Source organism: Sulfurospirillum sp. 1307 (assembly GCF_054408545.1).
Window position 1 is genome coordinate 1,841,601 of the sequence record NZ_CP176011.1, and the last position, 20,673, is coordinate 1,862,273.

18 protein-coding genes are annotated in these 20,673 nt (G+C 31.0%); 6 read left to right on the forward strand and 12 right to left on the reverse strand.

What is annotated here, in order from left to right:
• Positions 1 to 17 precede the first annotated feature (17 nt).
• The 5 genes from accA to gpmI form a co-directional block, all read right to left on the reverse strand.
• Positions 18 to 956: an acetyl-CoA carboxylase carboxyl transferase subunit alpha gene (gene accA, locus ACKGJI_RS09330; RefSeq protein ID WP_458700014.1), complete on the reverse strand. Its 939-nt coding sequence runs from the start codon at positions 954 to 956 to the stop codon at positions 18 to 20.
• A 3-nt stretch (positions 957 to 959) separates the two neighbouring features.
• Entirely contained in the window at positions 960 to 2,168 is a 1,209-nt protein-coding gene (locus tag ACKGJI_RS09335; RefSeq protein ID WP_458700015.1) for a beta-ketoacyl-ACP synthase II, read from the reverse strand.
• A gap of 52 nt (positions 2,169 to 2,220) precedes the next feature.
• On the reverse strand, positions 2,221 to 2,451 hold the full coding sequence (gene acpP / locus ACKGJI_RS09340; RefSeq protein WP_458700016.1) for an acyl carrier protein: 231 nt from the start codon (positions 2,449 to 2,451) through the stop codon (positions 2,221 to 2,223).
• A gap of 69 nt (positions 2,452 to 2,520) precedes the next feature.
• Positions 2,521 to 3,264, reverse strand: coding sequence for a 3-oxoacyl-ACP reductase FabG (fabG, locus tag ACKGJI_RS09345; RefSeq protein WP_458700017.1), 744 nt, complete (start codon positions 3,262 to 3,264; stop codon positions 2,521 to 2,523).
• A 7-nt stretch (positions 3,265 to 3,271) separates the two neighbouring features.
• Positions 3,272 to 4,747 (reverse strand): 2,3-bisphosphoglycerate-independent phosphoglycerate mutase, encoded by a 1,476-nt coding sequence (gpmI, locus tag ACKGJI_RS09350; RefSeq protein WP_458700018.1) that lies wholly within the window; start codon positions 4,745 to 4,747, stop codon positions 3,272 to 3,274.
• Between the two features lie 123 nt (positions 4,748 to 4,870).
• On the opposite strand from gpmI, the gene mraY reads away from it, so the two are divergent.
• The 3 genes from mraY to ACKGJI_RS09365 all read left to right on the forward strand — a co-directional run bounded on the left by mraY (position 4,871) and on the right by ACKGJI_RS09365 (position 8,714).
• Positions 4,871 to 5,935, forward strand: coding sequence for a phospho-N-acetylmuramoyl-pentapeptide-transferase (gene mraY, locus ACKGJI_RS09355; RefSeq protein WP_458700019.1), 1,065 nt, complete (start codon positions 4,871 to 4,873; stop codon positions 5,933 to 5,935).
• Positions 5,932 to 7,125 (forward strand): UDP-N-acetylmuramoyl-L-alanine--D-glutamate ligase, encoded by a 1,194-nt coding sequence (murD, locus tag ACKGJI_RS09360; protein WP_458700020.1) that lies wholly within the window; start codon positions 5,932 to 5,934, stop codon positions 7,123 to 7,125. The genes mraY and murD overlap by 4 nt, the downstream gene beginning before the upstream one ends.
• 191 nt (positions 7,126 to 7,316) lie before the next feature.
• A complete protein-coding gene (locus ACKGJI_RS09365; protein ID WP_458700021.1) occupies positions 7,317 to 8,714 on the forward strand; it encodes a DASS family sodium-coupled anion symporter in 1,398 nt (465 codons plus the stop codon).
• 86 nt (positions 8,715 to 8,800) lie between these two features.
• Here ACKGJI_RS09365 and ACKGJI_RS09370 read toward each other — a convergent pair whose 3' ends face one another.
• The 4 genes from ACKGJI_RS09370 to ACKGJI_RS09385 form a co-directional block, all read right to left on the reverse strand.
• Entirely contained in the window at positions 8,801 to 9,553 is a 753-nt protein-coding gene (locus tag ACKGJI_RS09370) for an acyl-CoA dehydratase activase (protein WP_458700022.1), read from the reverse strand.
• Positions 9,554 to 9,561: 8 nt separating this feature from the next.
• A complete protein-coding gene (locus ACKGJI_RS09375; protein ID WP_458700023.1) occupies positions 9,562 to 10,881 on the reverse strand; it encodes a double-cubane-cluster-containing anaerobic reductase in 1,320 nt (439 codons plus the stop codon).
• 187 nt (positions 10,882 to 11,068) lie between these two features.
• Positions 11,069 to 12,919: a sensor domain-containing diguanylate cyclase gene (locus ACKGJI_RS09380; protein WP_458700024.1), complete on the reverse strand. Its 1,851-nt coding sequence runs from the start codon at positions 12,917 to 12,919 to the stop codon at positions 11,069 to 11,071.
• Between the two features lie 72 nt (positions 12,920 to 12,991).
• Positions 12,992 to 15,004 (reverse strand): thioredoxin domain-containing protein, encoded by a 2,013-nt coding sequence (locus ACKGJI_RS09385; protein WP_458700025.1) that lies wholly within the window; start codon positions 15,002 to 15,004, stop codon positions 12,992 to 12,994.
• Positions 15,005 to 15,150: 146 nt separating this feature from the next.
• Here ACKGJI_RS09385 and ACKGJI_RS09390 point away from each other — a divergent pair, with 146 nt between their 5' ends.
• From ACKGJI_RS09390 to ACKGJI_RS09400, 3 genes are read left to right on the forward strand one after another with little or no spacing between them, the layout of a single operon-like run.
• A complete protein-coding gene (locus ACKGJI_RS09390) occupies positions 15,151 to 16,239 on the forward strand; it encodes a transglutaminase-like domain-containing protein (protein WP_458700026.1) in 1,089 nt (362 codons plus the stop codon).
• Positions 16,236 to 16,790, forward strand: coding sequence for a mercuric transporter MerT family protein (locus ACKGJI_RS09395; protein ID WP_458700027.1), 555 nt, complete (start codon positions 16,236 to 16,238; stop codon positions 16,788 to 16,790). Before ACKGJI_RS09390 ends, ACKGJI_RS09395 begins: the two co-directional genes overlap by 4 nt.
• A 2-nt stretch (positions 16,791 to 16,792) precedes the next feature.
• Entirely contained in the window at positions 16,793 to 17,065 is a 273-nt protein-coding gene (locus ACKGJI_RS09400; RefSeq protein ID WP_458700028.1) for a heavy-metal-associated domain-containing protein, read from the forward strand.
• A gap of 3 nt (positions 17,066 to 17,068) precedes the next feature.
• Here the strand turns inward: ACKGJI_RS09400 and ACKGJI_RS09405 are convergent, their stop codons facing one another.
• From ACKGJI_RS09405 to ACKGJI_RS09415, 3 genes are read right to left on the reverse strand one after another with little or no spacing between them, the layout of a single operon-like run.
• The gene (locus tag ACKGJI_RS09405) at positions 17,069 to 18,217 is read right to left on the reverse strand and encodes a GGDEF domain-containing protein (protein ID WP_458700029.1); all 1,149 of its coding nucleotides are present in this window, start codon (positions 18,215 to 18,217) and stop codon (positions 17,069 to 17,071) included.
• 5 nt (positions 18,218 to 18,222) lie between these two features.
• Positions 18,223 to 18,636 carry a hypothetical protein gene (locus ACKGJI_RS09410; RefSeq protein WP_458700030.1) on the reverse strand — a complete coding sequence of 138 codons (414 nt, stop codon included), beginning with the start codon at positions 18,634 to 18,636 and terminating at the stop codon, positions 18,223 to 18,225.
• Complete coding sequence (locus ACKGJI_RS09415) at positions 18,633 to 20,549, reverse strand: TonB-dependent receptor (RefSeq protein WP_458700031.1); 1,917 nt, start codon at positions 20,547 to 20,549, stop codon at positions 18,633 to 18,635. Before ACKGJI_RS09415 ends, ACKGJI_RS09410 begins: the two co-directional genes overlap by 4 nt.
• Positions 20,550 to 20,673: the final 124 nt, after the last annotated feature.

Genomic DNA, 20,673 nt, shown 5'->3' on the forward strand with positions numbered 1-20,673 from the left:
AAAATACAGATTAAAAACTACTCTTCTTCAAAAGCACCAATGGAAAGAATTTTTTCGTATCTTTTATTTAAACGCTCTTCATCACTCATTTTATCTAGCTCTTCGAGTGATTTTATAAAGTAGTCTCCTAGAGCTTCAGCGGCTGCTTGTTTGTCTCTGTGAGCACCTATGATAGGTTCATTGATAACATCATCGATAAGACCTAGTGAGTGTAAGTCTTCTGCGGTTATTTTCATAGCTTTTGTAGCACTTTCTTGCTTAGCTGGATCATTCCACAAAATTGCAGCACAACCTTCTGGTGAAATAACTGAAAATACTGAGTATCTCATCATAGCAACACGATCAGCTACCCCAACAGCCAAAGCTCCACCGCTTCCACCTTCTCCAATTACTACCGAAACACTTTTTGTGTTTAATTTACTTAATTCATAAAGATTTCTTGCAATTGCTTCACTTTGACCTCTCTCTTCAGCTGCAATTCCAGGATATGCACCTGGAGTATCCACTAAAAAAAGAACAGGTATTTCAAATTTTTCAGCCATTTTTGCAAATCGTAAAGCTTTTCTGTAACCTTCAGGATGAGGCATTCCAAAATTTCTTTTTAGTTTATTTTTAGTACCACGCCCTTTTTGTTCACCTATAACCATTACTTTTCTATTTGCAATATAACCAATATAGCATATGATAGATAAATCATCTTTAAATGCTCTATCTCCATGGAGTTCATACGAGTCTTTTAACAATAGTCTAATATAATCAAGAGCATATGGACGATCAGGGTGACGAGCAAGTTGAAGTTTTTGATAATCACTTAGATTTTTATATGTTTTTGCAACCTCTTTTTCTAACTCTTTTTGAAGTATTTCTACCGCATGAGTATCACTCTTGATTTTAGCACTTGCAATATCTTCATCAAGTTGTTGTATGTTTTTTTCAAAATCTAAGTATGTAGCCATAAATTAAACTCTTTTAAAAATAATTGAGCCATTTGTTCCACCAAAACCAAAAGAGTTACTCATAACACAGTTTAACTCACTCTTTCTAGCTTCGTTTGGAACATAATCTAAATCACAATCAGGATCAGCATTTTCATAATTAATAGTTGGAGGAATAACTCCATCTCTCATAGCCATCAATGATATAACAGCTTCAATAGTTCCAGCTGCTCCTAAACAGTGTCCTACTTGACCTTTTGTTGAGCTTATAACAGGAATTTCTTCACCAAAAGCTTGTTTGATAGCTGCTGTTTCATTTTTATCATTTGCTGGAGTACTAGTTCCATGTGCATTTATATAATCTATCTTTACATCTCCAGCCATTTTAAGTGCCATTTTCATTGATCTAAGTGGTCCATCTACTACTGGAGTTGTTATATGATTTGCATCTCCACTCTCTCCAATTCCTATAATCTCACCATATATTCTAGCGCCTCTTTTAACTGCATCTTCATAGTCTTCTAAAACTAATGCACCAGCACCTTCTCCCATAACAAAACCATCTCTATCTTTATCAAATGGTCTTGAAGCTTTTTGTGGATCATCATTTCTAGTTGAAAGTGCTTTCATAGCAGCAAATCCACCTACACCAATCTCACTTATAGCTGATTCCGCTCCAACTACTAACATCTTATCTGCAAGGCCTAAAACCATAGTTTTATAAGCTTCACCAATCGCGTGAGTTCCAGCTGCACATGCTGTAACACTAGCTAAATTTGGACCTTTTAATCCATGCTCAATTGATACAAATCCACCTAGCATATTAATTAGTGCAGAAGGAATAAAAAATGGAGATATTCTTCTAGGGCCTCTTGTATGATTTACGATAGAATGTTTTTCAATAGCGGGTAAACCACCAATCCCTGAAGCAGAACTAACACCAAAACTATCTGCGTCAAATTCTTCTAATTTAGCATCAACTATAGCCTCTTTGGCTGCACTCAAACCTAGCTGTATAAATCTATCAGCTTTTTTTACATCTTTTGGATTCATAACAGTAGTAGGATCAAACTCTGTAATTTCGCCTGCTATTTTTACTGAATGTTTTTCAGTATCAAACAAGGTAATGCTTTTAATGCCACATTTTCCATCAACTATAGCCTTAAAAGAACTCTCTTTATCTAAGCCAAGCGAATTTATCATCCCTAAACCTGTTACTACTACTCTTCTCAAAATATCTCCTTAGATTGTCTTCAAAATGCTCTCCCCCAAAGGGGGAAATTAATTACTTGTGATCTTCTACGTATTTAATAGCATCACCAACAGTTACAATTTTCTCAGCATCTGAATCAGGAATCTCAATATCAAACTTCTCTTCTAATGCCATTACTAACTCAACAACGTCTAATGAATCTGCTCCTAAATCTTCAACAAACTTAGAATCTTCTTTGATTTCATCAGGGCTAACATTTAATTGTTCAACCACAACTTCTTTTACTTCATCCAATAGTGCCATTACAGCTCCTTATAAAAAATTTTTGTTATTTTACCACAATAACTTTAAAACTAGTTTGTTATGTACAAATTACATATACATTCCACCATTTACTTTTAGAACTTCACCTGTTATATATGCTGAATTATCACTCAATAAAAATGCAACTGCATTTGCTACATCTTTTGGATCGCCAAATCTTTTTAAAGGAATTTTAGAAGTATATTGTTCTTTGATTTCATCACTCAATTTATCAGTCATCTTTGTAGCTATAAAACCTGGCGTAATACAGTTAAATCTAATTCCTCTAGCACTTCCTTCTTGTGCAAAACTTTTACTCATAGCAATCAAACCACCTTTACTAGCAGAGTAATTTACTTGCCCAGCATTTCCAGTTTCACCAACAATTGAAGCGATATTTACAACACTTCCAAATCTTTTTTTACCCATTGCTTTTAGTGCTTCCCTACAACCGATAAATGCTGAAGTTAAATTTACATCAATTACACTTGTAAAGTCTTCTTTTTTCATTCTCATAGCTAATTTATCATTTGTAATTCCAGCATTATTTACAAGATAACTAAGCTCACCATCACTTGAAACTATAGTTTTTATACCTTCAACAAAAGCATCTTCATCACTTACATCAAATTTAACTACTGCAGCAACTCCGCCATCTTTTTCAATCTCAGCTTTTAACTCATCTGCTGCATCTGGATTGGAGCGATAGTTTATCCAAACTTTTAGCCCACACTCAGCCAATGTTAACGCGATTTGTCTTCCTATACCACTAGTTGCACCCGTAACTAACACATTTTTACCAGTAAATTTCATTATTTATCTATCCTTGTATTAAAGTTTCATCCATCTCTTTTGGGATTTCAAGCCCCATAAGATTTAAAACAGTTGGAGCTATATTATTTAGCCCTCCATTTTTTATTTTACTTACATTTTTTGCTTTAACGAAACAAAACACATCATATATAGTGTGGTTTGTTAAAACATTTCCTTCATCATCAAGCATTTCTTCACAGTTTCCATGATCACTTATCTGTACAACATTATAATCGCATTCATCACTCATATTATATATTCTTCCAAGTTCAAAATCAACTGCTTCTACTGCTTTAATTGCAGCTTCATAATTTCCTGTATGACCTACCATATCTCCATTTGCAAAATTAACTACTATAAAGTCATATCCACTTTGCATACCCCTTAAAACTTCATCTCCAACCTCTTTTGCACTCATCTCTGGTTTTAAATCATAAGTTTTAACTTTTGGGCTTGATACTAAGACTCTACTTTCATTTGGATAAGGCTCTTCAATACCACCATTTAGAAAAAAAGTTACATGAGCATACTTTTCAGTCTCAGCAGTGTGAAGTTGAGAAAGCCCAGCATTTGAAATCACTTCTGCTAAAGTATTTTTAGGAATTTCGCTTTTAAAAAGTATCGGAAAATCAAATGAACTATCATACTCACTCATAGTAACTAACAAACTAGGTTTTAAATTTCTTTCAAATTCTAAAAAATTATCACTTGCTATTGCTCTGCTTAACTCTCTTGCTCTGTCATTTCTAAAATTGGCAAATAAAACACCATCTTCTTCTTTTATAGAGTGTCCAAAATTTGCAGGTTCACAAAATTCATCTGTAATACCATCTTCATACATCTCTTTTAGATACTCTAATGGAGTTTGTTCACATCTTTCAATCTCTCCAAACATTGCTCTATATCCACTCTCAATTCTATCCCACCTATTGTCTCTATCCATAGAATAAAATCTACCACTTATAGAGGCCACTTCTAGTCCCTCTTTTTCTAATTGTTCTAGATAATTCACTCCTGAAGTTGGACTAACATCTCGCCCATCCATAATTGCATGAATATAAACTTTTTTACCTTTTTCTTTTGCAATTTTAGCAAGCCCAATTATATGCTCGATATGAGAATGAACACCTCCATCACTTAAAAGCCCTATTATATGAATGTCACCCTTTACATGTAGAAGTTTATTTAAAGCTTCATTGTCTTTTATACTTCCATCTTTTAGTGCCATTGAAATCTTAACTAAATTTTGATACAAAACTCTTCCACTTCCTATACACATGTGACCAACCTCACTATTTCCCATCTGACCTTCTGGCAAACCAACACTTAGTCCTGAAGTTTTTATAAGTGAATTTGGAATCTCTTTAAATAATCTATCATATGTAGGAGTATTTGCAGCTTTGAATGCATTTAAATTTTGTGTTTGACTACTACCTATACCATCTGTTATGATAAGTAGCGTTTTGTTTATTTTTTCGCTCAAATTTCACCTTTATTATTCTTTTGATTTACTACCTTGTACCAAACTATATAGTATGTAAAGTCAGTTATAAGTAATATTTTACTAAAATTAAGCTTTTAATAAAATAATTGAAAGACTACATACATGCTTTATGGATTATACAAACTATTTTCAATCAATCTTTTTCAATACATCACAGTAAGAGCAGGTGTTGCTTTTTTTGTAGCTTTTTTAGCTTCTTTGTATCTAATACCAAAATTTATAGCTTGGGCAAAAAAGAAAAATGCAAATCAACCTATATATCATTTAGCCCCAAAAACACATCAAAACAAATCAAATACTCCAACCATGGGAGGCATAGTTTTTATAGCTTCTACTCTTATTGCAACTGCACTTTGTGTAAAGTATAACAATGTTTATGTCATAGGTGGAGTTTTAACTCTGCTCCTTTTTAGTTTAATCGGAATAAAAGATGATTTATCTAAAATCATAGGCTCAAACAACCAAGCTGGACTTAGTAAAAGTGCTAAACTAGTGCTTCAAATAATAAGTGCTTTACTTGTTTCTTTAGTGATTTATTTTGGATCAAATTTGGGCAGTGAATTTTACTTACCTTTTATAAAACATCCTATGTTTGATATGCAAATTTTTGCTATAGCTTTTTGGATTTTAGTAATCATTTCAGCTAGTAATGCTGTAAATTTAACCGATGGTTTAGATGGACTAGCTACAGTTCCAAGCATATTTGCCATACTTTCACTTGGGGTTTTTGTCTACATAGGCGGACATGCAGTTTTAAGTAGCTATCTTTTCTTGCCAAAAGTTAGTGGGTCAGGTGAAGTTGTGATAATCGCAGCTGCTCTTATTGGCTCACTGACTGCTTTTTTATGGTATAACTGCTATCCAGCTGAACTTTTTATGGGAGATAGTGGAAGCCTTAGTATTGGAGCATTTATTGCGTATATGGCAATTATTTCTAAAAATGAAATATTGCTTATCCTCATAGGGTTTGTTTTTGTATTAGAGACCCTCTCCGTTATACTTCAAGTAGGAAGCTTTAAAACAAGAAAGAAAAGAATCTTTCACATGGCACCAATCCATCACCATTTTGAAATCAAAGGATGGGCAGAAAACAAAATAATTGTTAGATTTTGGATAATAGCACTTATGTCAAATTTACTCGCACTAATGGAGATAAAGCTAAGATGAAAATTGCACTTTTTGGATATGGAAAAACTACAAAAGCAATAGCAAAAAGATTTGGAAATACTTTTATATATGACGATCACTTTACATGTAAAAGCAAAGATGAATTTGATAATTTGCTACTTCCTCCAAAAGATTTTTCTACATGTAAAAGCGATATCCAAATCCCAAGTCCAGGATTTCCACCAAATCATGAGCTTATTTTAAATGCAACTAATCTAGTAAGTGAGTATGATTTTTTTGAAAAAGATATGCCCTTTTCTATTTGGATAACAGGAACAAATGGCAAAACGACTACTACTCAAATGTGTGAGCATTTACTGAAAGAAAGAGGTGCCGTTAGCGGAGGAAACATAGGTGAGCCACTAGCAAATCTAGATACAAATAAACCTATTTGGATACTTGAAACTAGCTCTTTCACACTACATTACACCAAATATGCAACTCCAGATATGTATATAATCTTACCTATAAAGCCAGATCACATAAGCTGGCATGGTAGCTTTGAAAACTATGAAAAAGATAAACTAAGTCCACTTGAGAGGATGAAAGAAGGAAGTATCGCAATCGTTCCTTCAAAATACAAAGACTATCCTACAAAAGCAAAACTAATAAGTTATGATGATGAATACGACTTAGCAAAAACTCTACATGTAGACATAAACAAAGTAAACTTTAAAACTCCATTTTTACAAGATGCAATCTTGGCTATGAGTGTAGATAAAATCCTATTTGATTCAATTAACTATGAAAAAATCAATGCTTTTAAAACTGATATCCATAAACTTGAAGAGTTTAGAGATAAGAAAGGAAGACTTTGGGTAAATGACACAAAAGGAACTAATGTAGATGCCACAATCCAAGCAGTAAAAAGATATCAAAATGAAAATATGCTTTTGATACTTGGAGGTGATGACAAAGGGGTGAGCCTTGATCCACTTTTTGACGCTTTGAAATCTCTACATGTAGAGATTTTTGCAATAGGCTCAAATACTGAAAAGATAGTAAATCTAGCAAAAGAAGTAAATAAACAGGTACATGCTTGCTATACCTTAAAGGATGCAATGACGATAATTCATAAAAAACACTCACATAAAACCATCGCTATATTATCTCCAGCAGCTGCTAGTTTGGATCAATTTTCATCTTACGCTGAAAGAGGAGAAGTGTTTAAAAAACTTGCATTAGAATAAAATCATACTTTGAATTCTTACATTTTTATCTAAATTAACCACATCATTGACTTATAATTAAGATATTTTTATTTATCTAAAAATATTTTATTTAACACAAAAAACTTAAAAAATAAATATTAATTTACAACTCTATTAATTTTATAAAATAATTAGTTATAAACTTACGCAATTTTTTAGAGGAGAAGAAAATGTCAAATTCAGTATTAACCAAATTTGGAATTTTATTTTTTGGTATATTGTTATGGTTTGCTCCAGTTCCTGCTGGTCTAACTACTCAAGCATGGCATCTTTTTGCAATATTTATTACTACTATCATTGCAGTAATTCTAAATACCATGCCTATTTTTACTGCTTCTATTATCGCTCTTAGTATATCAGTTTTAACTCATACTTTAGAAACGAAAGAAGCATTTAGTGGTTTTTCTAAAGGTTTTATCCTTTTGATCATTTTAGCTTTTCTAATGGCTAGAGGTTTTATGAACTCTGGTCTTGGAAATAGGATTGCTTATTTAATCATTAAGAGATTTGGTAAATCTAGCTTAGGGCTTGCTTATTCAGTAGTGGCTTCAGATATTATAATAGCTCCTGCATTTCCTAGTAATACTGCAAGAAGTGGAGTTTTATTTCCTATAGTAAATGCTCTTAGCGAACAAAGTGGCTCAAAAGTTGAAGATGGTTCAAGAAAAAAGCTTGGTTCATTTTTGATGATGAGCTCAATGGCCGGAATTACTCTTTCGTCCGCACTTTGGCTTACAGCAATGGCTGCTAATCCAACTGGTGTTGCAATAGCAAAAGAGCTTGGTGTAAATGTTACTTATGCTTCTTGGGTACTTGCAGCTAGTGTTCCTGTAATCGTTCTTTTCTTTTTAGTACCATGGGTTATTTATAAAGTTTATCCACCTGAAATCAAGGAGACTCCTGAAGCACCAAAAGTAGCTGCATTAGAACTTGAAAAGATGGGTAAATTTAGCAAAAATGAATGGATTATGTCTATTACATTTTTAGTAGTGGTATTCTTATGGGTAATGTCATCAAGTTGGGGTATAGATAAAACTGTTGTTGCTTTATTAGGACTTGGTGTACTTATGCTTGCTGATATCTTTACAATTGAAGATCTTAAGAAAAACGGTGGTAGTGCTCTTGAAATTTTAATCTGGTTTGCGATTCTTTACACCATGAGTGTATATTTAAATAAATTTGGTTTTATGGGTTGGATTGGAGAACATGTAAAAGAGATGGTTATTGGTTTGAGTTGGCCAATGGCATATGCAATCATGGTTGTTTCTTATGTTTTAATTCACTACTTTTTTGTTTCACAAACTGCGCAAATGCTTGCTCTTTTTGGTGTGTTCTTAAAAGTAGGTTTATCTCTTGGAGTTCCTGGTGAAATGCTAGCATTGATGCTTTTATTTGCAACAAACTTCAATGCAATCATTACACCTCAAGGTTCATCTGCAAATGTTATTTATATTGGTAGTGGTTACATCAAAGCTGGCGAAATTTACAAAGTTGGTGGTATAGTAACTCTAGTTAATACCTTAGTATTCTTAACTCTTGGTTCAGCTTGGATGATGATGGTTTTATAAGTTTTAAAGGTCAATAGATTTTATTACTCCACCAATGAATAAACCGAACTTTTGGTTTATTCATTGGTGGAGTAATAACTATTGACCTAACTAACTTCCAATCCAGCCAGTGCAGCTCCTAGTGAGCCAACTAGTTGTGGAGAACTTGGCGAAATGACATTTTTATCTAGCTTTTGTGCTAAAAGGTGTTTTAAAAATGGATTTAAGGCCCCACCTCCCGTAAAAACTATATATTCACTCTTACTAGCAAACTTTCTTGCCATAGAAGAGAGTCTTGATGCGATAGACTCATGGACACCATAAGCAATATTAGCTGCACTCTCTTTTTTAGCAATGAGTGATATAACTTCACTCTCAGCAAATACTGCGCACATACTTGAGATTACTAATTCTTTGTCAGATTCAAATCCTATTTTAGAAAAACTTTCCATATCCAAGCCCATTCTATTGGCTGCGATTTCTAAAAATTTTCCTGTTCCAGCAGCGCACTTGTCATTCATACGAAAATCTACAAATCCACCGCTATTATCAAGCTTTATTACTTTACTATCTTGTCCACCAAGGTCTATTACCATATCTGCTTTTGGTTCACAAAAAAAAGCTCCTTTTGCATGAGCTTTTATCTCACTGATAACTGGACAAGCAAAAGTATCTTCTATCATCCTTCTTCCATAACCAGTTGAGACTAGCATCTCAACTGGTTTATCTTTTAGATACTCTTTTACTATCTCATCTTGATTTACGATAGTTGGTATAACCGTAGTATCTATTACCTCTTTGTTTTTATTAATCCCTGTTATTTTTGTATAGGTCGAACCTACATCAACTCCCCAAAACATAAAAACAATTACCTATTTTTAAAAGCTGCTGCTTTTTTCTTAAAAGTCAAACTCTCTAAAAATGCTTCAACACGAGTTTTAATCTGCCCCATATCTTCAGGAGAATAATCAGACTCTATAAGCAAACAAGGAATTCCCTCTTTTTCTAAAGCTTCTACTACAAGATGAGATTCTACGTTGTAAGTATGACAAAATGAAAGAGTATAGTAAATTACACCATCAGCCTTTCTATCTTTATACATTTGTAAAATCTTATCAATTCTTGGTCTGTTTGGAGTGAAACAAGCACAATCAACTTGTGAGTATCTTTGCATCAATCTACTCATAAGTTCATCTTCGCTTTCTACATTTTCTAAATCTACATTATCTTTATAATATCTATGCCCGATGCAAGATTCTTCATTGATGATGCAGCCTCCACTTCCTTCTACTGCTGTGTGAAGTTTCCAGTTTGGTGGTGCAAAAGGAGTTCCTAAAACCATCAGTCTTGGAGTATCTTTAGGAAATACACTTACTTTATTTTTTACTCTCTCTTCTAATTCATCGCATAATTCATTTACTTTTTGTGTGTATCTAACTGGATCATCTAAAAATCCCATTTGAGTAATAAAAAGCCCATCTTTTCCACTTATTGGCACAACATCAGGGTGCATTCCTCTAAGAGCATCTAATCTTTGAAGAGCTTTTCTTTTTTCATTGACTATTCTTGTTCCCTCTTTCATCTCTTCAAGACTTAGGTTTTTTTCTGTTACCTCTTCTATATGCTCTTTAAACTCGATAATTTCTTCTTTCCAAGATTTTAAATCTTTTTCTCTTTTCATATGAGGTATATTCATAACATGAACTGGGTGATGTTTATCTAAAATCTCCCATGTCTTTTTCTTTGCTTCACAAGTAGTCTCACCATAGATAAAATCTGAACTTTGAGTGTATGCACAAGTACGTTGTAGTTTAAATCCATGAGCAGATTTGATAAGTGGACAAATGTTTCTTGGTAACTCAGTTTCTGCATCTGCTATTGTCGCTGGACTTCCTCCACAAAGACCATAACAAGCTCCACCAGCTCCAACAACTATCTCTTCTGGAACAAAGATACAAAAAGTACCGACTGCTGGTTTTTTCTCAGCTCTAAGCTTGTTTATCTCAGCAATTCTATCTCCTTGAATTTCACTCATAAACCAATCAAAATATTTCATACCTTCTGGTCTATTTGGCTGTGATAAAAACTGTTTTTTGTAAGACTCTAACCCCATTGCCATCATTTTAGCATGTTTTTCGACATCCAATCCAATATTAGAAAGTAACTCTTTGTGTACCTCTACGCCCATAGTAGTATCCTTATAAATTAAAAATTATGCTGGAAAATTATTTTACATGTAGAAAAAGCGAAGTAAGAAGCATGCTTAATTCATGTTTGTCTAGACCTAGACCTACAGCATTGAGTAAAATTATAATATTTATAATATAAATATAAGTTTAAACGGTAAACTAACATTTACCGTTAAAGAGTTTGCGTTAAAACTTTTCAGAATCTTTCCACATCTCTTTTGTAAATCTTACACATTTGTTTCTGCCTGTCTCTTTTGCGCTATAAAGGGCAACATCGGCAAACTTGATAGCTTGCCAAAATGCGTTTGTATCTTTTGGAAATTCACTAACTCCAATGCTAATAGTTTTTTTAAGAGCTCCAGCTTTTGAAGATTGAAATTTTGTTTTTGATATGTTTTCTCTAATTTTTTCAGCAGTTTTAATTGCAAATCCTTCTTCAGAATCAATTAAAAGTATCAAAAACTCTTCTCCACCAAATCTAATAACAACATCAGACTCTCTGACTGATTCTCTTAAAACTCTCGAAGTTTCCTTAAGAACTGCATCTCCAATGTCATGGCCGTGTTCATCATTTACCTGTTTAAAAAAGTCCATATCACACATAATTAAACCAATTTGCTTTTTACGTCTTAATACACCTGCGATTATTTGGTTTGAGTGGTCTTGTAAAAATCTTCTATTATAAAGTCCAGTTAATCCATCAACTAGTGATGTTTCTCTTAGCGTTTGCATAAGCAATTTTGTTTCAATTACAGAGAGTGAATTTTTTATATAGCTTTCTGCTTTAAATATCTTCTCATTAATCCTTTCAACATCTTCATCGCTATTTTTCTTATCAAAAACAAATTGAACAACAACTCTTGGTTTTCCTGCTACCATAAGAGGGATACAAATATGTTCTTTATTTTCAGTATTTGTAAATTGTCTGCAAACTCCTTCGTACTCCAATGAAGAAATTTTATGTCCTGTTTTTTGCGCACGACATAAAGAGCAATCATGAAGTATTTCACTGTGACAATCCATGCTAGATTCAGTTGAAAGTGGAGGATGAACTATACCCATCTGCTCTTTTGCAACATTCACATCAAATATTTTAAAATCTTTTATCTTAGCTTCTTTTTCAAAAACTTCAGCTAACCTTGTATAAACAGCATCTAAAGAGCTATCCTCTTCAATAACTTTTTTAAATACAGTAACACCATAAACAGTATCTACTAACTTATTAAACTCTCTTGATAAAACTCCAATCTCATCTTCTGATTTGATAGTTAGCTTTTTGTTAAGATCAACTTCTCCTGTTCCAATTGAATGTATCTGATGAGTCATAGCCTCTATTGGCTTTGAAAATGCTCTTGTAAGCCACCTTGTGAAAAACCAAAGTAAAAATGTAGCAATTAAAAATACAAGGCCTATCGTATTTATTGCATACTTTATGATTTTATTGATTTGTTGGGTGTAATTGTTTAATTGAGAATTTGTTCTTTTTGAAAATTCTTCTAAAATGTTTTTAGTTTCTTTAATCTCTTTACGCAAAGGCTCAAAGATATTTTTACCTTTTTTAGATAGTAATTCATCCATATTGTTTATTTTACTAACAATAGCTTGAAGTTTTTGTTCTCCAATTAAATCCTCTTTTGAAAGTGTATAAGTTAAACTCTCTATAGCATTATAATTTTGATTTTGAGTTGCATTTATAGTAATATCAGAGATTGCACTTTTTATTTGATTTAATTCAAATATAATTTTTAGCATGTATTTTTCCTGATTCTCATCATTGAATGCCCATTTTGTAAATTCTTCTATGTTATCAATTTTCATAGAAATAACCTGTATTGCCTTAAAATACGGTATTGTTGTATTTGTAATTTGTGAGTATTTGTAATTTACAAAAGTTAGCGCAAAGATACTACATGTAACTATAGTAAAAAACCAAAAAAATGTGCCCATACCAAATAGTAAAAATTTTTTCTTAATCGGAAGATTGATAAAGGTAATAAATTTAACAAACCTATTCCAAAAAGTAATATTTTTTTGCATTATATACTCCAAGTTAAAAAAAATTAACTTAAAGTATACAACTTTTAAAATATTATATTTCTTAAAATTCTACTAATTGTTTTTAAAATCCTTAATTTGTTTCAAAATTTGTTCAAAATTATCAGAATATGCAAAACAACTATTTAGGGCACATGCTTGAAAAGTTGTAGCATTGGTTACTTTTTTTAGAATTCCTACTGATAACTTTTTATCTTTTAATAACTCTTTATTAGATTTTAAAACGACATATCCTTTGGTATAAAACATGTACGCTCTAACTAACCACGCTAAATTACTAGGTGAGAGATCAAGCATATAGGAATTTGTTTTAAAACTATCTCTTACAATCTCATAAAAATATAAATTACTCTTTAAATAGGCTAATTTTTCTAAATTATCAAGCATTAACGATAATGAACTTTTATATGAAGCATCATAAACTGAAGCAATTGTTTTAAAATCATCATCACTCATATACCAATTTTTTTCTTTATAAAATTTGCTAATTGCTTCTTTTGTAAGTGAAATTGCTAATGTTAAATCATCTTCATTCAAATTTACTTCATATGATTTTAAAAGTGCATCAATCAAAAAAGCATAATCTTCAAATAAGGCTTTAACCTTAGGCTTTTTACCTATTAGCTTTTGATGATATAAAATTCCATCTATGCGTAACTCTTTTATAAGTGTATTAAGTAGAAAATTTGCTTTTTCATTCAAACCAGCTTCAAATAATGAAGATATATACATAGCATTCCAAGATGTCAAAATCTTGTAATCAATAAAAGGATATTCTTTTTTCGCTCTTAAGGCTTTTAAATCATGTTTTATCTGCTGTAAATTCTCTGGTTTTTTGTTTGATGTTATATAAGGATTATTTGTATTGTTTTCAAAATTTCCTATTTTATTTATATTAAAGTAGCCCAATATCTCTTTAGAGTTTTTATAACCCAAACTCTCAAGATAGCTTTTTGTTTCCTCATAATCAAAAACAAAGTAAGCTCCCTCTTCTTTTTCATTATCTACTAAACTATCTGCATCACTTGCACTAAATAATAGTCCATCTTTTTCAAATCTAGCCTCCACAAAATTGACAATACTTTCAACTTGCTCTTTAAAAAACTCATCATTTGTTATCTCATATGCTTTTGCGTAAGAGCTCAAAAGTTCAGCATTTGTATAAAGCATTTTTTCAAAATGAGGTATCATCCAAGATTCATCTACACTGTATCTAAAAAATCCTCCTTCAATTTGGTCATTTATTCCACCTTTTGCCATAGCTCTTAGCATATTAGTAGCCATATTAAGAGCTCTTTTGTCACTATAAACCTCATAAATATCCAAAAGTGTTTGCATGGTTGAAGCATGCGGAAATTTTGGTGCACCTCCAATACCTTTGTTTTTTTCATCATAAGAACTACTAACTTCACTTACAAATTTTTTTATAATTTTATCATCAATACTAACACTCTTTTTTGCACTAGCTAGTCTTGAGTCTTTCAAAACTTTTTCAATTTCTAAAGAACTCTGAATTATTTTTTTAGGTTCACTTTGGTAAATTCCAACAATTTTTAAAAGTAGCTCTTTTATACCACTCATTCCATATCTTGGCTCTTTTGGTATATAAGTTGCTGCAAAAAATGCTTTTGCATCTGGACTCATAATAATACTAAGTGGCCAGCCTCCACCTCTTTTATTTAGTAAATTATGAACATCTTGGTAGTACTTATCAATGTGAGGCATTTCTTCTCTATCTACTTTTATGCTTACATAGTATTTATTTAAGATTTTAGCAACATCCTCATCTTCAAAACTCTCTTCTTCCATAACATGGCACCAATGACAGGTACTATAACCAATGGATAAGAATATTAATTTATTTTCATCCTTAGCTTTTTTAAAAGCTTCATCTCCCCAGGCAAACCAATTTACAGGATTGTGTGCATGTTGTTGAAGATAAGGAGAATCCTCTTTTATCAAAGCATTTGTATGTTTTTCTTGTGCATTTATATTTGTAATCATTCCAAATAGTATTATAATTTTTATTATTTGTAGATAAAAATTATTGGTTAAAGCTTTCATCATAATTTTTCCTTAAACTTAAATTTATCATAATATGATATCATTTTGTTGCATAACCCAAGGTTTGGGTAGACAAAAAGTACGTTATTCTACATGTAAAACACTTCCCTGTCACAAACTGCAAATTTTATACTATAAAGGAATTACAAATGTTAAGAAGAGATTTTTTAAAAACCTCTGCAATTGGGATAAGTGCTATTTCATTGGCTTCTAGCAGTCTACTAGCTGGAGAGAAAAGTAGAAAGTTTAGAGTAAATATGAACTTTGACCTTAAATATGATGAGAAAGAGTTTGGAGCAAAACTATGGAATCCAATACCTTTTCAAGCTGATTATCAAAAAATAAGATATTTTAAATTTGATGGTAATTATGATGAATACAATATAAATACAAATAATGAATATGATGCAAAAACACTTTTTGCTTCTTGGAAAAAAAGTGATAAGAAAAAATTACTCAATATCGTTATGGATATAGAAACAAAAGAGAGAAGTGTTGATATAAAACTCATAGAAAAAGCTAGTAAAGAAAACCTTCCACTTCCTGATTCTGTTAAAAAATATCTAGAGCCAACTGAGCATATTCCAACTGATGGAAAGATTAAAGAGACTGCTCTTAAAATCACAAATGGTATCAAAGATAATTTTGAAAAAGTAAAAGCCATATATGATTGGACAACTGAAACTACTTTTAGAGATCCAAAAGTAATTGGCTGTGGAGTTGGTGATGCTGGCAAAATGGTTGAGACTGGTTATTTTGGTGGAAAATGTACTGATATAAGTTCACTATTTGTTGCTCTTCTTAGAGCTGCTGGAATTCCTGCTCGTGAAGTATTTGGTATAAGACTTGGTAAATCATACTTTTCAAAAGCTTTAGGAAAATCAGATGAAAAAGGCTTTGCAAATATCTCAACTTGGCAACATTGTCGCGCTGAATACTACATAGCTGGAGCTGGTTGGATTCCTAGTGATCCTGCTGATATAACAAAATTAGAGCTTGTTGAAAAACTAGACTATAATCACCCAAAAGTAAAAAAATTAAGAGAAAAATACCTACATAGCTGGGAGATGAACTGGTTAGGATTTAACTGGGCTAGAGATTTTGTACTCTCTCCAAAACCAACGCAATTTCCTTTAAATATGCTAGGATATCCTTATGGTGAAATTGATGATGAAGTACTAAATTACTATAATCCAAAAGCATTTTCATATAAATTTACTTCTCAAGAAGAATTATGAAATTAGATTGTAAAAATCTAGTATGTCCTGAGCCTGTTTTAAGAGTAAAAAAGGCTTTGGATAACTCCGTAAGAGTTGAGGTTGAACTCAACTCTTACGCTTCAATAGAAAATGTAAAAAGATTTGCTAAAAATCAAAATATACATGTAGAAGAAAAAAGTAAAAGCAAAGAGTTTAGTATCCTAATCTTAGATAAAAACGCTGATTTTAAAAAAAGTGATAAAAACTTTTTTCTTTTATTTTTAGGCTCAATCATCTCAGCAATTTTAGCAAGTACTTGCTGTTTGGCTCCACTTTTATTTTTAGTTTTTGGAGTAAGTATGAGCTCACTCTCTTTTTTACAAATTTTTGCCCCATATAAAATATACTTTACAATATTTGCTATTTTATTTATTGGATATTTATGGTTTGATTATCTAAAAAAAAGAAAAACTCAGCTAGTATGTTCAACACCACTTTGTAGATATTACAAAACATATCTTATAATTGGTACAATTTTAGTTGGAATTTTAACAACTTATCCATATTGGATAAATTATATATTGGAGTAATTATGAAATTTATATTATCACTGTTTTTATTGTTTTCATTTAGCTATGCCTCAAAAGTTGCAACTATACATGTAGAAGGCATGACATGTCCTCTTTGTACTACTGCTATAAAAAAGAGCCTTAAAAAAATAGATGGCGTAAGTAAAGCTAAAGTTAGATTAAACAGCAAAAAAGCAACAGTCTTTTTCGATGAAAAAGTTAGCAAAGAAGCTCTTTTAAAGGCTATAAAAGATGCAGGATACACTGGAAAGATAGAAAAAATAGAAGATGAGTAATACTTACCCCTCGTAAACTTCTATCCTATTTCTGCCATTTAATTTTGCTTTATAAAGCATTTCATCTGCCTTTTTGATAGCTTCATTTATACTTTGAGACGATTTTACACCCAAATTTACGCCTATTGAAACTGTAACATTTACATTAAGCGATTCGTTAATTCTTATTGTATCTTTTTCTATACTTGCTCTAATTCTCTCTGCTATATCAAGTATATGTTGCTTATTTTGTGTAGATTTTATAAAAACTAAAAATTCTTCGCCACCATAACGAATCACATCATCATCTAATCTTGTAGCAGATAACAATTTTCTTGCTACTGATTGTAAAACCATATCTCCTACATCATGGCCATATTTATCATTTACACTCTTAAAAAAATCTATATCTATCATAAAAATAGCTAAATTGTTTTTATTTAACTTGTTTGACGTGTCCTCTAAAAAGTATCTATTATAGAGCTTTGTTAATGAATCAAACATACTATTTTTATACTGCTTATAATAAAGATAACCTTGTAATAAGATGACAAAAAAGATAATTGCCAAAGCAAATATAAATATGCTTAAAAAGTTTTCCAAAGGTGCTAATAATTTAATAAATTCTTGATACTCTTTAGTTGATATATCTAAAGCTAGGATAGCTTTTACTTTTCCATCTACAACAATAGGTGATAAGTAAGTTAACCATAATCCTTCAGCACTATCTTGTATATCATATACATCTACTTTTTTAGCTAAAACTTTCTCCCAAAGTCTCTCTTTACTAGGAGTAAATTTTTGATGAAAAGTAGCTTTATCTTCTAATTTTGAACCATCTGCAAGATAACGAAATGCTCCATGTTTATCTATAAAAACAAGATATATATATTTAAACTCATCATTTCTATAATAAGATAAAATCCTACTCAAATCAGGCTCTATTGTAGCATCATTGATAACATTCGATATTGAATTGTTGGTATATAAATTAATCTGTGGAATAATTGTTTTTGCAGTTTTATGTGCTCTATTTACTTCAATGCTATGAATTTTAGTTTGTTGCTGACCTATTACATTTTTAAAACTAATATAAAGGCATAAGCTTCCAAAAAAAACTATACTTGAGATGATAAAAAATAAATTTTTGCTATAAAACAAAAGTTTTTTCATAGCACTTACTCAACATATTTTTGAAATGCTTGGGAAAGTTTAATATTTGATTTTTTCAACATTGAAGATTTTATGATGATGTTAGGTCTTCCTTTTTGCCAAAAAAATACTCCTAGAACTTCTGTTGAGTTTTCATATAAATAATATGATGTAGAAAAGATATATTTAGTGTTACAATTTTTACTTATAGAATTTATATCTGATACAAAAACTATATCTGCTTTATCCATAGTTGTATAGTTTACGGAGGAGACTAATCCTTTTGTTTTTAGTAAATCTTTATCATCTGTACATATATTTACGACATCTTTATGTACAAACTCATGAGCAATTTTTGAGATTATTTCAGCCTTTACCTGTAAGGCATCAAAACTAAATAAAGATGATATGCTAAGTAGTATAATCAAAAATATTTTCAAAACTCATACTCCAAACCAAACCATACACTTCTATCTACGTTTGCGATACCATTTAGCTCTGTTCTTAAGCCAGTTAGAGGATTTATGCTCATGTAATTACTAGTAAGTGCTTTATTTAGCAAGTTTTTACCTTTAATAAAAAAAGATAATTTCTTAGAATACTGATATGTGATAGTCGCATTGTAATTCCACCCATCTGTTATATCTTTTTCACCGCTAACATAAGAGATAGAGTTATAAGTATCTAAACGATATAACTTTTTATAAAACGATAATGAACCTCCATATGCATTTTTATATCTGTCGCTAGAACTTTGACCATTGTCAACCACTATAGTCCATAAATTTAAATCAATTTTATCATGAGAGTTTATAAAGTACTTACTCTCAAAAGAAATAGTATCATATACATATCTATCCATTGAATTATGATAGTTTCCATCAAAATAAATAGCATTTTTATAATATGACCTTGCTAAAAACAAAGAGTTTTCCATATCATCATTTGTCCATAAAGACTTAGTAGAGATACTATAAGCAAGTTCTGAATCTAATTTGTTTGACCCATTTGTCAATAGATCATTAGATAACAATGCCAATGGAGATGGATGAAACTTTCCATAAAAAATAAATGATTTTTGAATAAAATTGTCTTTTTTATAAATATGCCCTAATCTAGTACCATATATGACTTCATCATCTATGTTTGCATTTTCAAAATATTTTTGCCCATTGATAGATAATATTATATTGTTGTTTTCATTTAATTGATGATTTACCTCTGCAAAAAGAGATAGTACGTCTTCTTGATTATAATCATATCTTGAAGAGTAGTCAGTTCCTCCAAGCTCATATTTATCGAAAGTAAATTTTTTAAATCTATTACTTATACCAAGTAAATATGACGTATCATTGATTTTATATCTTTTAGTGACTTTAGCATCAAATAAATGTTCTGTTGATTCTATATTTGCATCATAATATAGTGAATAAAAAGGAAAAACTGTAGAAGGAAGATACCCTAATGGTGAAGTAGATGATTCTATACGTTTATCTGTTAAAAACGAGTAATTAAAAGTTGCTTTTAAACTTTTATCCAAATTTGCCAAAGAGTAACTTGTAGAAAGATACTTAAAATCTACGCCATTTGTTTTAGGCGTCATATTCCAACTGTCACCTGCAAAAGCATCTAAACTTCCATCTATTGCTTGAATCTCAAAATTTGAATTTTCATTAGAAAACTGTCCATACACATGAGTTGTCTTTTTATCGCGAGATAACTCACTACCCAAATTTTGTACTTTATCTCTTTGTAAATCTCTGCGATTTACATAAGCAAAATATGAATAATCTTTTAATTTTTCAGATTTATATACATAAGCATCATAAGTTCCATGATTTCCAACAGATGTTCCAAAAGTTGTTGTATTTTCTCTCTTACCTATCTTTGTATATGCTTTTATAACAACTACTGAAGGCTCTATTGCTATTTCATAAGATGGAATTCCATGATACACTTCAATATGATCAATATAACTCGTATCCATCTGGCCTAAAAGTCTTAAACCAGAGCCAAAAAGAGGTGTCAAAATTTCTCTATCATTTATAAATAAACGTAGCCTTGATGGATTACTTATCTGATATGGTTTATAAAAAGCGTCATTTAGTCCTAGGTTATCAAGTTTGTTTCTTAAAAATGGGATTTTATCTATCAGTTCATCCAAAGATCTAATTTTCATACGATCTAAATCTTCACGAGTAAAAATAGTGATAAATCCGGCAGTATCTTTTTTTGTATATATTGATAAATCATCTTTTCTTGTTAACTCACTAAGTAAAGAATCAATATCTTTTGCAAACAGAGTGCTTGATAAGAAAAGAATTGATACAAAAAATAAATTTTTAAACCTCACTTTAATCTTTTCCTTACATTATAATAAGTTATATTACTACAAATAAGCTTAAAATAGATATAATATTTATGCAACAATAATATTACTTTATAAGTTTAGCTTAAGTATTAAATTTTTAGTTTCG